This is a genomic window from Novosphingobium mangrovisedimenti, from assembly GCF_025153475.1.
GTDB lineage: Bacteria > Pseudomonadota > Alphaproteobacteria > Sphingomonadales > Sphingomonadaceae > Novosphingobium > Novosphingobium mangrovi_A.
The window spans coordinates 24,649-38,481 of the sequence record NZ_JANZXA010000022.1 but is presented as its reverse complement, the minus strand read 5'-3'; the positions used below and the strand labels follow the sequence as shown (position 1 = coordinate 38,481).

The 13,833-nt window shown below is 64.8% G+C and carries 12 protein-coding genes; 2 read left to right on the top strand and 10 right to left on the bottom strand.

Annotation, left to right across the window (positions count from 1 at the left end):
- Window positions 1–374: 374 nt before the first annotated feature.
- On the top strand, window positions 375–890 hold the full coding sequence (locus NZK81_RS20230; RefSeq protein ID WP_260047858.1) for a GNAT family N-acetyltransferase: 516 nt from the start codon (window positions 375–377) through the stop codon (window positions 888–890).
- Window positions 891–978: 88 nt separating this feature from the next.
- On the opposite strand, the gene lpdA is transcribed toward NZK81_RS20230, so the two are convergent.
- The 4 genes from lpdA to NZK81_RS20210 are packed head-to-tail and all read right to left on the bottom strand — an operon-like array spanning window position 979 to window position 4,526.
- On the bottom strand, window positions 979–2,394 hold the full coding sequence (gene lpdA / locus NZK81_RS20225) for a dihydrolipoyl dehydrogenase (RefSeq protein ID WP_260047857.1): 1,416 nt from the start codon (window positions 2,392–2,394) through the stop codon (window positions 979–981).
- A 4-nt stretch (window positions 2,395–2,398) separates the two neighbouring features.
- Window positions 2,399–2,794 carry an acyl-CoA thioesterase gene (locus tag NZK81_RS20220; protein ID WP_260047856.1) on the bottom strand — a complete coding sequence of 132 codons (396 nt, stop codon included), beginning with the start codon at window positions 2,792–2,794 and terminating at the stop codon, window positions 2,399–2,401.
- Window positions 2,791–3,186 (bottom strand): acyl-CoA thioesterase, encoded by a 396-nt coding sequence (locus NZK81_RS20215; RefSeq protein ID WP_260047855.1) that lies wholly within the window; start codon window positions 3,184–3,186, stop codon window positions 2,791–2,793. Before NZK81_RS20215 ends, NZK81_RS20220 begins: the two co-directional genes overlap by 4 nt.
- Window positions 3,187–3,188: 2 nt before the next feature.
- A complete protein-coding gene (locus NZK81_RS20210) occupies window positions 3,189–4,526 on the bottom strand; it encodes a pyruvate dehydrogenase complex dihydrolipoamide acetyltransferase (RefSeq protein ID WP_260047854.1) in 1,338 nt (445 codons plus the stop codon).
- 162 nt (window positions 4,527–4,688) lie between these two features.
- Between NZK81_RS20210 and NZK81_RS20205 the strand changes: the two genes are divergently transcribed.
- Window positions 4,689–5,144 carry a universal stress protein gene (locus NZK81_RS20205; RefSeq protein WP_260047853.1) on the top strand — a complete coding sequence of 152 codons (456 nt, stop codon included), beginning with the start codon at window positions 4,689–4,691 and terminating at the stop codon, window positions 5,142–5,144.
- Between the two features lie 34 nt (window positions 5,145–5,178).
- Here the strand turns inward: NZK81_RS20205 and rnr are convergent, their stop codons facing one another.
- The 6 genes from rnr to NZK81_RS20175 all read right to left on the bottom strand — a co-directional run bounded on the left by rnr (window position 5,179) and on the right by NZK81_RS20175 (window position 13,817).
- Window positions 5,179–7,434 (bottom strand): ribonuclease R, encoded by a 2,256-nt coding sequence (gene rnr, locus NZK81_RS20200; RefSeq protein WP_260047852.1) that lies wholly within the window; start codon window positions 7,432–7,434, stop codon window positions 5,179–5,181.
- Window positions 7,435–7,481: 47 nt separating this feature from the next.
- Window positions 7,482–8,840: a M28 family peptidase gene (locus tag NZK81_RS20195; protein WP_260047851.1), complete on the bottom strand. Its 1,359-nt coding sequence runs from the start codon at window positions 8,838–8,840 to the stop codon at window positions 7,482–7,484.
- 22 nt (window positions 8,841–8,862) lie between these two features.
- Complete coding sequence (proS, locus tag NZK81_RS20190) at window positions 8,863–10,401, bottom strand: proline--tRNA ligase (protein WP_260047850.1); 1,539 nt, start codon at window positions 10,399–10,401, stop codon at window positions 8,863–8,865.
- 64 nt (window positions 10,402–10,465) lie between these two features.
- Entirely contained in the window at window positions 10,466–11,023 is a 558-nt protein-coding gene (gene phaR, locus NZK81_RS20185) for a polyhydroxyalkanoate synthesis repressor PhaR (protein WP_260047849.1), read from the bottom strand.
- Between the two features lie 96 nt (window positions 11,024–11,119).
- Window positions 11,120–12,163 (bottom strand): alanine racemase, encoded by a 1,044-nt coding sequence (locus NZK81_RS20180; RefSeq protein WP_260047862.1) that lies wholly within the window; start codon window positions 12,161–12,163, stop codon window positions 11,120–11,122.
- On the bottom strand, window positions 12,153–13,817 hold the full coding sequence (locus tag NZK81_RS20175) for an MFS transporter (RefSeq protein ID WP_260047848.1): 1,665 nt from the start codon (window positions 13,815–13,817) through the stop codon (window positions 12,153–12,155). Before NZK81_RS20175 ends, NZK81_RS20180 begins: the two co-directional genes overlap by 11 nt.
- Between the last annotated feature and the right edge of the window lie 16 nt (window positions 13,818–13,833).

Sequence of the window (13,833 nt, the reverse complement as noted above, 5' to 3'; positions counted from 1 at the left end):
AACCCTTCCGGATCATCCACCGAGCGACGGTACATCGCAAGGTAGCGATCGTTGTCGATCAGCGCACCTTCCGACCACTCGCCTGAAACGGGATATACGGCCTCGGCCATGCCTCTTTCTCCTCTCTTCCCACTTCTAGCCGCCATATCCGGATTCGCGCCACCCCCTAACGCACGGAGCCGGCCCACCTCGGAACGGGGAACAAAGGCCTCCCGGTTTCCGGGCAATTCATGATAGGCTTCATCCTGTTGGCAAGGCCCGATTGATCGAGGCCTGATTGATTTCGCCGACGCCGCCCGCGCTGATTTCGATCAAGGCGCGCGCGTCGCCGGCTCCATAGATAGCGGTTGTTCCTCCCATCGGAGTCTTCTTCCATGTCTCTTTCGGCTACCTGCACGCTCACCACGCGCTCCGGCATCGACCTTGACGTCCGTCCTGCAACCGAATCCGACGAACCGGCGCTGGCCGCCTTCTTCGACCGCGTGAACGACGACGACCGTCGTTTTCGTTTCCTGACCGCCGCCGATCACGTAAGCCACGAGCAACTCGAGCCGCTGGTGCACACCGATCATTTCCGCACCGAATCCTGGCTCGGGATCAACGCGGCCAGCGGCGAAATCGTCGCCTCGGGCCTGCTCGCGTGCGACGGTCCGCTCGATACCTGCGAGATCGCCATCTCCGTCTGCGCCAACTACCGCGGCAAGGGCATCGGATGGGCCCTGCTCGATTATCTGGCGAAGCAGGCGGAAGCGCGCGGATGCCGGCGTGCCATTTCCATCGAAAGCCGCGACAATCACGCGGCTATCGAACTCGAACGGGAGAAAGGCTTCGTCCCCGAACCATTCGACGGCGACCCCACGCTGGTGGTGCTGTCCAAGACCTTCCGCTAGCGCACGCCGCGCTCGCATCGCCTGACCCGAAACAGAAAGGGCGCGCCCGCAGGCGCGCCCTTTCCCTTACATCGCTGTCCGCGACCGCTCAGATGTGGATCGCGCGCCCGTATGCTGCGAGCGTCGATTCGTGCATCGTTTCCGAGATGGTCGGATGCGGGAAGACCGTGTTCATCAGTTCGGCCTCGGTCGTCTCTAGCGTCTTGCCCACGACATAGCCCTGGATCATCTCGGTCACTTCCGCGCCGATCATGTGGGCGCCGAGCAGTTCGCCGGTCTTGGCATCGAACACCGTCTTCACGAAGCCTTCCGGCTCGCCCAGCGCGATCGCCTTGCCGTTGCCGATGAAGGGGAACGTGCCGACCTTCAGCTCGTAGCCCGCTTCCTTGGCCTTGGCCTCGGTCATCCCGACCGAGGCGATCTGCGGGTGGCAGTAGGTGCAACCCGGGATGTTGCCGCGGTCGAGCGGGTGCGGATGGACGTCCTTGTTGCCCAGTTCCTGCGCGATGGCCTCGGCAGTGGTGACGCCTTCGTGGCTCGCCTTGTGCGCCAGCCAGGGACCTTCGACGCAGTCGCCGATAGCCCAGACGCCCGGCACATTGGTCCGGCCGTAGCCGTCGACCTTGATGTGGAAGCGCTTGTCGGGCTCGATGTTGAGATCCTCGAGGCCGATGTTCTCGACGTTCGGCACGATGCCGATGGCGACGATCACATGGCTGAACTCGGTGGTCTCTTCCTTGCCGGCCTTGTCCTTGATCGTGACCTTGACCGACTTGTCGCCCTTTTCGATGGCGCCGATGTTGGCCTTGGTCATGATCTTCATGCCTTGCTTGGTCAGCTGCTTTTCGAGGAAAGCCGAGACATCGGCGTCTTCCACAGGGACGATGCGGTCCATCATCTCGACGACCGTCACGTCGACGCCCATGTCGTTGTAGAAGCTGGCGAACTCGATGCCGATCGCGCCCGAGCCGATGACGAGCAGCTTGCCCGGCATTTCCTTGGGAGTCATCGCATGGCGGTAAGTCCAGATGCGCTCGCCGTCGGCCTTGGCCTTGGGCAGTTCACGGGCACGGGCACCGACCGCGATGATGATGTGCTTGGCCTCGAGCGTCTCGGTGCCCTTCTCGCCCGTCACTTCGAGCTTGCCCGGCGCGACGAGCTTGCCAGTGCCCATGTGCACGGCGATCTTGTTCTTCTTCATCAGCCCGGTAACGCCGCGGTTGAGCTGGTCGGCCACCCCGCGCGAACGCTTCACGATCGCGTCGAGATCGGCGGTGATGTTCTCCGCCGCCAGACCGTAGTCCTTGGCGTGCTTCATCTGGTGGAACACCTCGCCCGAGCGAAGCAGCGCCTTGGTCGGGATACAGCCCCAGTTGAGGCAGATGCCGCCGAGGCGTTCGCGCTCGACAATGGCGGTCTTCAGGCCCAGCTGCGCGCAGCGGATCGCCGAAACGTATCCGCCGGGGCCGGAACCGAGAACGATGACGTCGTAGGAATCTGCCACTGCTTCAAATCTCCTGATCGGTGGTGCCCTGCTCTATGGCTCTGGGCTTGCCACTATCGTCCACCGCAACAAAGGTGAACCGGGCTTCTGTAACTTTGACTGCTTCTTCCTCGTGGCGATGCCGCCGCCAGGCTTCGATGGCGATTGTCATCGAGGTCCGCCCGACACGGCGCAAGTCGCCGAACACGGTGACTTCATCGCCCACCTTGACGGGAAGATGAAACTGTACGCCATCCATCGCCACGGTGACGGCCCGGCCGTGCGAACGTCGCGCCGCGATAAGACCCGCGCCCATGTCCATCAGGCTCATCAGCCATCCGCCGAAGATATCGCCGTAGGCGTTGGCATCGGCCGGCATCGCTGTGATGCGGATCACGGGTTCGCGCGGGCCTGCCGTCATGCCACGCTCGTGCTCAAGGCATCCTCGATGGCGCATGGACGGTCGTTCCCGTCGAGCACCACGAAGGTGAAGAGGCCGCTTGCCACGTCGGTATGCACTTCGCTTGCCCGGGCACGGCCAAGGCCGCGCGTGGCCACCGTCATCGACGTGCGGCCGACGCGCTCGATCCGTGCATAGACGTTAAGCTCGTCGCCAACGGTCATTGCCCCGGGAAAGGCAAAGTCCGTCGCCCCGACGACGACGGCCTTGAGGCCCGTCTGCCGGGTAACGAAGGAACTGGCGCCAAGTGCAAGCTGGCACATCAGCCAGCCGCCGAACACGCCGCCGTAGGGATTGAGGTCGGTCGGCATCGCCGTAACGCGGATGACCAGTTCGCCTTCCTCGTCCGGCATGATCAGGCGACCATCCCGAGCGGATTCTCAACGTATTCCCTGAACGCGGCCATCAGGCGCGCACCATCGGCGCCGTCGACGGCTCGGTGGTCGAAGCTGCCCGTGGCGGTCATGACCGTGGCCACGCCCAGCGAACCGTCGGGCATGACCCAGGGGCGCTTTTCACCCGCGCCGATGGCGATGATGGTGGCCTGCGGCGGATTGATCACGGCGGTGAAGTGCTTGATGCCCATCATGCCCATGTTGGAGATGGAAGCCGTGCCACCCTGATACTCGGCGGGCTGCAGCTTGCCTTCCTTGGCTCGCTTGCCGAGATCCTTGGTGGCCTTGGCAATCTCCGAGAAGGACTTGCCATTGGCATCCTGGACGATCGGGGTGATAAGGCCGCCGGGGATCGAAACCGCTACCGAAACGTCGGCGCGTTCGTACTTGATGAGTTCGGCACCGGCGAAGCTGACGTTGCATTCGGGCACGTCGATCAGCGCCTTGCCCAGCGCCTTCACCAGCATGTCGTTGACCGAAACCTTCACGCCCTGCTTTTCGAGCGCTGCGTTGAGTTCGGCGCGCATCGCCATGAGCTTGTCGAGACGTATATCGACCGTGAGGTAGATGTGCGGCGCCTCCTGCATCGACTGGGTGAGTCGGCGAGCGATGGTCTTGCGCATGCCCGAGAGCTTCTCGACGCTGTGCGGGATGCGATCATCGAGCAGCGCGCGCGTCTCGGCGGCCATTTCCACCGTGGCGGGCCTGGCCGCGGCGGCCGGTGCAGGAGCCGTGTCGTTGGCAGGCGCGGCGGCCTTGGGCTTGGCCGTACCGGGCTGCGCGGCCTCGACGTCGGCCTTGACGATGCGGCCATTGGGGCCCGAGCCGGTCAGGCTGTCGAGATCGACGCCCTTGGCGGCGGCAAGACGCTTGGCAAGCGGAGATGCAATCACGCGGCCTTCCTTCGAACTGATGGTTTGCGGGGCAGCCGGAGCAGCAGGCGCCGGCGCGGATTCGGGGGTTTTGGGCTCGGCCTTTGGCGCTTCGGCCTCGGCTGTTTCGGCCTTGGGCGCTTCCGCCGGGACAGGCGCCGAAGCAACGGCGGAGGCATCTTCGTCCTCGCCCACCAGAAGCGCGATGACAGTGCCGACCTTCACGCCTTCCGTACCTTCGGGCACCGTGATCTTGCCGATAGTGCCCTCATCGACGGCTTCGAATTCCATCGTCGCCTTGTCGGTCTCGATCTCGGCCATAATGTCGCCGGAAGCGACAGTGTCGCCTTCCTTCACGAGCCATTTCGCCAATTTCCCTTCTTCCATCGTCGGGGAAAGGGCGGGCATTTTGATTTCGATAGGCATGGAAGCGGTATCGTCCCTTGTGTTCCTGGGGAGGTTGGGCTCGATTTCTCCTTGGACAAGTTGGGGCCCGCGCACAAGCGCCTAGCCGTTCCTTTTTCGCATTCGTGATGGCTTGCGCCGCACAGTGAATAGCCTGATAAGCCCGTTCCGAGAGGAACACGAATGCGCGTTTACCTGGTCATTGTCGACGAAACCGATGAAGCGCTGGTGGCACTGCAGTTCGCCGCCCGGCGTGCGGCGAAGACCGATGGCGTGCTCCACCTCCTTGCTCTGGTCCCACCTCAGGAATTCAACGCTTTCGGCGGCGTGCAGGCGACCATCGAGGAAGAAGCCCGCGCACGGGCCGAAACGATGGTGACCGCGGCGGCCGGCAACCTGCTTTCGCAGGGAGCCAAGATGCCGGTGATCGCGGTGCGCGTAGGCGAGGACATCAAGGTCGTGCGCCAGTACCTGAAAGAGCATCCGGAAGTTTCCGCCCTCGTGCTGGGAGCGGCAAGAGAAGGCGGCCCCGGCCCGCTGGTGGCGCACTTCACCGGCGCCGGGATGGCGCACATGACGTGTCCGGTGTTCGTGGTTCCGGGCGGTCTTGATGCGGCGGCGATCGAACGGCTGAGTTAAGCCCGGCAGATTGCCGGTTTCGACACCGCCAGCGCTATTTCTTCCGACGCCCCTGATGCCGGATGTTCGCGGGACGTCCGCGCTTGCCGGCCAGGTGATTCCCGCGCTTCTTGAGCGGCAAGGGTCTCCCGCGCGGCTCGATGCGGCCGCTGCCCGATTCCAGTTCGAACTTGAGCGCACCGGTCAACGGATTGGCCTCGGCCAGCCGCAGGCGCAGGATCTGGCCGATCGCATACGTCGTGCCGCTGTCCTCGCCGGAAAGGACGTGCGCCTTCTCGTCATAGGCGAAGCGCTCGTCGCCAAGCGTGGAGACCGGGACGAGGCCGTCTCCGCCAAGGCCGACAATGGTGGCGAAGAAGCCGAATTTCTGCACCCCGGTGATCCGCGTGTCGAAGACCTCGCCCACGCGGGATGACAGCCACGCGGCGACGTAGCGGTCGATCGTCTCGCGTTCGGCCTCCATCGCGCGGCGTTCGGCCTGGCTGATTGCCTCGCTGACCCGACCCAGATCGTCGCGATCGCGCTCCGACAGGCCGGAGGTCGCGGGAATGTCACCATGGGGTCTGGGCTGTTCGAGGTGATAGGCATCGACCAGCGCGCGGTGCACCAGCAAGTCGGCATAGCGCCGGATCGGCGAAGTGAAGTGCGCATAGGACCCCAGCGCGAGGCCGAAGTGCCCCTCGTTGCGCGGACCATAGTATGCCTGTGTCTGGCTGCGCAGCACGGCCTCCATGATCAGGGCCTTCTCGCTCTCCTCCGCGATGTCCTTGAGCATGCGGTTGAACAGGCCCGGCGTGATGACCTGTCCCATCGCCAGATTCTTGCCGAAGGTGGCGAGGTAGTCCTTGAGCGCAACCAGCTTCTCTCGGCTCGGCGTCTCGTGCACGCGGTAGACCACGGGCGCGACCTTGGCTTCCAGCGCCTTGGCCGCAGCGACATTGGCGGCGATCATGAAATCCTCGACCACGCGGTGCGCATCGAGCCGTTCGCGGATCGCGATCTCGGCAATGCGCCCCTGTTCGTCGAGCTTCACCCGCCGCTCGGGCAGTTCGAGTTCGAGCGGATCGCGTTTCTCGCGCGCGGTGGCGAGCGCCTTCCAGCAGGCCCAGAAGTTCTGCAGGTCCGCGCCTGCCTCGCCGCTGTCGATGCGGGCTTGCGCATCCTCGTAGGCGATCACCTCGTGGATACGCACGATGGCGCGGGTAAAGCGCCAGGCCGTGACCTTGCCTTCGCTGTCCACCTTGAGGTGGCAGGCCATGGCCGCACGATCCTCGCCCGCGCGCAGCGAGCAGACGTCGGCGGAGAGGACCTCGGGCAGCATCGGCACCACGCGGTCCGGGAAATAGACCGAGTTGCCGCGCCGCCGCGCCTCGCGGTCGATGTCGCCGCCGGGGCGCACGTAGAACGAGACGTCGGCAATCGCGACAAGGGCGTTGAAGCCCCCTTCCCCGTCCGGCTCGGCCCAGATCGCATCGTCGTGATCGCGCGCGTCGCTGGGGTCGATGGCGACGATGGGAAGGTGCCGCAAGTCCTCGCGCTTCTCCGGGCTCAGCGGCATTTTCGCCACGCGCTCGGCTTCCGCGAGGGTTTCCTCGGTGAAGCGGTTGGGAATGCCGTGCTTGTGGATCGCGATGAGGCTGAAGGCCTTGGGGGCCAGCGGTTCGCCCAGCACTTCGGTCACCTTGACCGAAGCGCGCGCCGAGCGGCCGGTCGGCTCCGCCAGCACCAGTTCGCCCGCTTCGGCATTGCCGAGGTCGGAGATTGCAGAGGAATTGCGGATGCGCTTGTCGACGGGGGCCAGCCAGGCCTTGCCCGCCTTGTCGATCTCGACGACGCCGAGCAACTGTTCGGAGCGCAGCGCCAGCTTCTTCATCGGGAAGGCGCGCCAGCCAGAACCGCTTTCCTCCGTGCGCGAAAGAACGCGGTCGCCCTTTTTGAGCGCGGAGCCCCTGCCCTTTTCGATCAGGCGGATGCGCGGGGGCGGCGTGGCATCTTCCGGCTGCCAGGTGTCGGGCACCGCGATCGCCTCGCCCTCGTCGATGTCGACCACGCGCAGCACGGTGACCTTGGGCAAGCCGCCCATCTTGTGAAAGGCGGTGCGCTTGCCGTCGATCAGGCCTTCCTCGGCCATGTCCTTGAGCAGCGCCTTGAGCTGGATCTTCTCCTGCCCCTTCAGCCCGAATTCGCGCGCAATCTCGCGCTTGCCGGCAGGGACCGGCGAGTTCTGGATGAAGTCCAGGATCTGCTTGCGCGTCGGCAGGCCGGGTGCGGGCCGTTTTCTGGGAGCCATGCCGCTGCAATGGGGGCTGACGCGCCCGATTGCAATGGCGCGCGCAATCAGTCCCCGTTCGCGAGAGGACCGAAGCCGCCCCCGGGCACGGCCGCGGCCACCGGGCTTTCGCTGCCGTCGGCGGCAACCGCGCTGACGCCGAGGATCCAGTCATCCCCGCGCAGGCCCTCCAGCTTGATGCTGGTTTCAGGCGTGCGCGCGGCGACAGGTTCGGCTTCCCATTCGGCCGCATCGGTGCGCCGGCGCCAGACATTGTAGGCAACAGCGCCGGCGACCGGCTTCCAGGTCACATCGGTCCAGGTCTTCACCGCAGCATCGGCAACCGGCGCGGGCGGCAGCGGCGCCGCGGCGAGTGCGGCAAGCGCCGCAACATTCAGGCGGGTCACCTTGGCGAGATAGGGAAAGTCCATCTCGTCCACGGTATCCCCATAGGTCACGCCGTCCTGCGTGCGCAGGTCCTGATGCTGGTGGTCGTAATCCTCGACCGCAACCGTGAAGCGCACGGCCGGATAGCCGGATTCGAGGAACGGCAGCTGGTCCCCGCCCCGGCCCATGCGGTCGGCGCGCCAGATCTGACGAACGGCGAGATCGTCCTGCACGCCGCCGGCAAGCGCGGCGACGTAGCGCGAGATATTGCGCCCCGGGCTGTCGTTCTCTCCACCGAAGCGGCGCGCGGCGGCGCGGGTCTTGTCGGTCGCGTCGGCGCGCGGACCTTCGGAGAACACGCGCACGTGGGTGTCGTCGCAGTACCCGTCCGAACCGCACGATCCGCCGACGATGTCGTTGTTGAGCACGGCCTTCACGGTCCAGCCCTGCTGCTTCGCGTAATCGGCAAGCAGCCTGCCGCCATAGAGCCCCTGCTCCTCGCCCGAGAGCACCGCATAGACGATGGTCGTCGGGAACGAGCGCTGCGACAGCACGCGCGCTGCTTCGAGCACGAGTGCGGTGCCGGAGCCGTCATCGTTCGCACCGGGCGCATCGCTCGTTGCATCCATGACGTCGCTCGCGCGGCTGTCGATGTGGCCCTGAACGATCACCACTTCGTTCGGACGCTCTGTGCCGCGCTGAATGGCCACGACATCCACCAGCCTCACCGGCTCCGGAATGCGGCGCCCGCTCACCATGGTTTCGGGCGTGACCACGTCCAGGCAACCGCCGCAAGCCTTCGCGCTGGCACGGAACTGCGCCTCGGCCCAGCGCCGCGCCGCGCCAATGCCGCGACGGGGATCGGTCTGCGAGGAAAGGGTGTGCCGCGTGCCGAAGGACACCAGTTTCTCGACGTCGGCGTGCAGCCGGGCCTCGGACACATCGGCCTTGTCTTCCGCACCCGCAGGCGCGGCAAAAGCCAGCGACATGCACAATGCTGCCGGCACGATCCGGGCAATGGGGCTCAATTTCCTGTGCATCGCGATCCCTTCGTCTTCCGGATCAGTAGGCTCGGGCGATGTAGATCTTCTCCACCGCGGGCTTGCCGGTAAAAATGCAGGCGCCGCTTACAGGCTCGGCATCGAGCGGCGTGTTACGGATGGTGAGCTTGAGCGCCTTGAGTTGCTGGACGACGTCTTCCAGTTCGTCGCCCGTCGGACGGGCCCATTCCACCTCGGCCCAACCCGGATAGCGCTTGTCTTCGGAGAAGAACGCGGCGACTTCCGCGAAGGTCGAAACGCGGGTGATGTTCTCATCGCGCTTTTTCTTGGCCTCGACGAAGAGCGCGGACTGGATGTTATCGAGTTCGGCTTCGGCGAGCGCCAGGAAGTCTTCCTTCGGCATGCCCACGAAATTCGCCTTGGCCGCATCGTTCCACAGCTTGTCGCGGCGCAGCATCGAGACCTGCCCGGAGGCGGCATCGCGTCCGCCGATCTCGAGGATCAGCGGCACGCCCTTCTTCACCCAGGTCCAGCGCTTCTGCGTGGCCTTGCCCGGACGCTTGTCGAGCAGGACGCGAATGCGCTCGCCCAGCGCCGACATGCCGGCCAGTTCCTTGCGGATCTCTTCGCAGTAGGCGAGCAGTTCCTCATCCTCCGGCTTGTCGCGCAGCATCGGCAGGATCACGATCTGGTGCGGCGCGACCGCGGGCGGCACGCGCAGCCCGTCGTCGTCGCCATGGGTCATGATCATGCCGCCGACCATGCGGGTCGATGTACCCCACGAGGTCGTGTGGCAATACTGCTGGGTGCCTTCCGCATCCTGATACTGGATGCCCGCGGCATGGGCGAAACCCGTGCCGAGGTAGTGCGAGGTACCGGCCTGCAGGGCCTTGCCGTCCTGCATCATGGCCTCGATCGAATAGGTCGCGACGGCGCCGGGGAAGCGCTCGTTCTCCGGCTTCTCGCCGGTGATGACAGGCATCGCCAGTTCGGTCTCGACGAAATCGCGATACATCTCGAGCGCGCGCAACGTCTCTTCCACCGCGTCCTCGCGGTCGGCGTGGGCGGTGTGGCCCTCCTGCCAGAGGAATTCGCTGGTGCGCAGGAACATGCGCGTGCGCATTTCCCAGCGCACGACGTTGGCCCACTGGTTGGTCAGCAGCGGCAAGTCGCGCCAGGACTGGACCCAGCGCGCCATGGCGGCGCCGATCACGGTTTCCGAGGTCGGACGAACGATCAGCGGTTCTTCCAGCTTCGCTTCGGGATCGGGCACCAGGCCGCCCTGTCCATCCGCGATCAGGCGGTGGTGGGTGACGACCGCCATTTCCTTGGCGAAGCCTTCGACGTGCTCGGCTTCCTTGGCGAAATAGGAGAGCGGGATGAACAGCGGGAAGTAGCAGTTCTGGACACCGGCGGCCTTGATGCGGTCATCCATCAGGCGCTGGATACGCTCCCAGATGCCGTAGCCCCACGGCTTGATGACCATGCAGCCGCGTACACCCGATTCCTCGGCCATTTCAGCTTCGGAAATGACTTCCTGATACCACTGGGCGAAGTCGTCCTCGCGCTTGGTCGTGAGGGCGTGACGAATGGCAGACACGGGGCTTCTTCCTGACTTGGTGTTGCGTGCGGAGGCTTATCCTCCGCCGCGCACCCGCTGGCCTTTATTTGCCCAGCGCGTCAAGCTTCTTCTGCATTTCCGCCATCTGTTCCTTGAGCGAGGCAAGGTCCCCGCCTTCGTCCGACGCGGGTGCCTTGCCTTCGGGCTTTTCGGCACCGGGCATGAAGGCGGCGGATGCAGCACGGAACATCGCCATGTTCTGCTCCGCCAGCTTGGCCAGCGGGTTGTTGCCCAGACTGTCTTCGAACGCCTTGGCCAGCTTGGTCTGGTTGGCGCGGAAGTTTTCCATCGAGGCTTCGAGGTAATGCGGAATCAGCGACTGCATCGAGTTGCCGTACATCCCGATCAGTTCGCGCAGGAAGTTCACCGGCAGCATCTGCTCGCCGTTCGTTTCTTCCTCCATGATGATCTGGGTCAGGATCGTATGGGTGATGTCGTTGCCGGTCTTGGCATCGAGGACCTTGTAGTCCACCCCTTCCCGGGTCATCTTCGCGAGATGATCGAGCGTGATGTAGCTCGACGAACGGGTATTATAGAGCCGCCGGTTGGCGTACTTCTTGATGATAACCGTGTTGTCGTCGTTGGACGCCGTTTCAGCCATTTCCAATCCCCAGTCCTGTCACTGGGAGATGCTACCACCCGGATATGTCGCGATGCAACACAATTGCTGCGCAGCAAAAGACCGATTTGCCAGAATTTAACGTCCGAAACGGCGTCCCAGCACCGTCAATAGCTCATATTGGGACAGACCCGTCGCCAATGCGGCTTCCGGAAGCGCATATTCGGCCGTTACCCAGTCGCCTTCGTCCAGATGGGGCGCGTTGGTGAGGTCGATCCCGGTCATGTCCATGCTGATGCGGCCCAGCACGGGAAGATCCAGCCCATCGGCATGAAATCCTCCGATATTCGACCAGAAGTGCAAATAGCCATCGGCGTAGCCCAGCGCGACCGTCCCGACCCGCATCGGCGCCGGCGCGGTGAACGTGGCGTTGTAGCCGATGGTATCGCCCGCCGCGACAGTTCGCACTTGCAGGATAGCCGCCTGTGGACGCACGACCTGGCGGATCATGTCGGCCATCTCGGGACGCGGGATACCGCCGTAGAGCGCTATGCCCGGGCGCGTCAGGTCTCCGTGGTAGTCGCTGCCCAGCGCGATCCCGGCACTGTTGGCCAGACTGGCGCGCGCATGCGGTATCACCGCACAGGCCTGCCGCCAACGACCGCACTGGACGGCATTGAGATCGCTTTCCTCGTCCGCCGAGACCAGATGCGAGATCAGGACGTCGACATCGAGAGCGGCAAGCACAGCGTCGCCTATCTGGTCCATCGCCAGTCCCAGGCGGTTCATCCCGGTATCGACCATCAGGTCGCAGCGTCCCCCGCCCGCGGCGAGCCAGCGTCGCGCCTGCTCCAGCGAATTGATTACCGGTTTCACGCCGCTCGCCCTTGCAAAGGCGACGTCGGCGTCATTCAGGGGGCCATGCAGCACGGAGATCGAGCCCGGCGCGGCAAGGTCCAGCAGGTCGGGAACCTCGCACCAGTGGGCCACGAAGAAATCATGGCAGCCCGCCGCGTGAAGCACCGGCACGACCTGCCGGGCACCCACGCCATAGGCATCCGCCTTGACCGCCGCGCCCGCGCGCGCGCGGCCCGAGAGCCGGTCGAGCGCCTGCCAGTTTGCACGCAGGGCATCGGGATCGAAGCCGAGCCTGAGGGCCGGCGCAGGAATGTCAGGAAGCATCTTCACCATAGTCTCGGGGAGGACCACCGCGCAGGCCCCATACTGCCACCAGCAACCCGAATGCAACCACGACCCACGTGTACCACAAGCCGGCATAGGCATCGCCGGTCCGGGCGTTGATGTAGCTTGCGATCAGCGGCAGGAAGCCGCCGAGATACCCCGCACCGATGTGATAGGGAATCGACATCGAGCTGTAGCGGATCGGGGCGGGGAACATCTCGGTAAGCTGGGCCGCGACGCCACCATAGGTCAGGCCCGAAAGCCCTCCCAGCACCAGCAGGATCGCCGCAATGCCCAGCAGGGCCGGCAGGTCGGGATATTGCACGCTGAAGTCGAAACCATGCGCGCTCAACGCCTCCTCGATGCCCTGCTTGCGCGCCTTGGCCGCGGCCTTGGCGTCACCGCCTTCGGCGGAAAGCCAGGTCGACGGGAGCGCGATCGCCTCGCCGCCGACCGTCAGCGACAGCTGCGCCGCGGCCGCGACGGAATAGGGCACGCCGCTCGCCGTCAGGGTCTCCAGCAACTTGCCGCAATCGCTGACCCGCGCACCTGTGAGATCGGCGAAGGGATCGGTGTGACACGCGGGACCGGAAACGACCACGGGCGCGTTCCTGGCGCTTTCCTGAAGGCCCGGGTTGGCCAGCGCCCCCATGGCCCAGAAAAGCGGGAAGATCAGGACCAGCGCCGCAGCCGCGCCGATCACCAGCGGCAGCTTGCGCCCCACCTTGTCCGACCACCCGCCGACAATGACATAGAAGCTCATCGAGATCAGCGCGGTGATGCCGATGACCACCTCGACTACCGTCGCATCGACACGCATCGGCCCTTTGAGGAAGGAAAGGGACGAGAAGAAGGCCGTGTACCAGATCGTCGTGAGAATTCCCGTCACGCCGAACAGCGCAATGAAGATGCGCAGCTTGTTGCCGGGATACGTGAAGCTCTCGACGAAGGGATTGCCTGAAATCTCACCTTCTTCCTGCATGGCGAGGAAGACCGGGCTTTCGGAAAGCTTCAGCCGCATCCACAACGAGATCGCGAGCAAGGCGAGCGACAGCAGGAACGGCACGCGCCAGCCCCAGTCGGCCAGCGTCTGGTCGGAAAATACGGCCTGGTTGAGCAGCACGACGATGATCGAGAGCACGAACCCGCCCACGACGCTTCCCTGGATGTAACCCGTGAAATAGCCGCGCCGGTTGGGCGGCGAGTGCTCGGAAACGTAGATGGCCGCCCCGCCGTATTCGCCGCCGAGCGCGAGCCCTTGCAGGATGCGCAAGCCGATGACGATCAGCGGTGCCCACAGGCCGATCGTATCGGCAGAGGGGATAAGCCCGACACCGGCTGTCGAAATGCCCATCAGCGTGACCGTGACGAGGAAGGTGTACTTGCGCCCCAGACGATCGCCGAAATAGCCGAAAAGGATGGCTCCGAGCGGACGGAAGCCGAAACCGACAGCAAAGCCGGCCCAGACCAGCAGGATCTGCAGCGTCGGGCCCACGGACGGGAAGAAAGCCTTGCCGATGAAGCTGGCGAGCGTGCCGTAGATGAAGAAGTCGTACCACTCGAAGATCGTGCCGGCAGACGACGCCGCGATCACGAGTTTGATGTCCGACGCGCTGGGCTCTGGTCCGTTCGGATGCTGGTGTGCGTCTGACATGAATCCCCCCTGATTT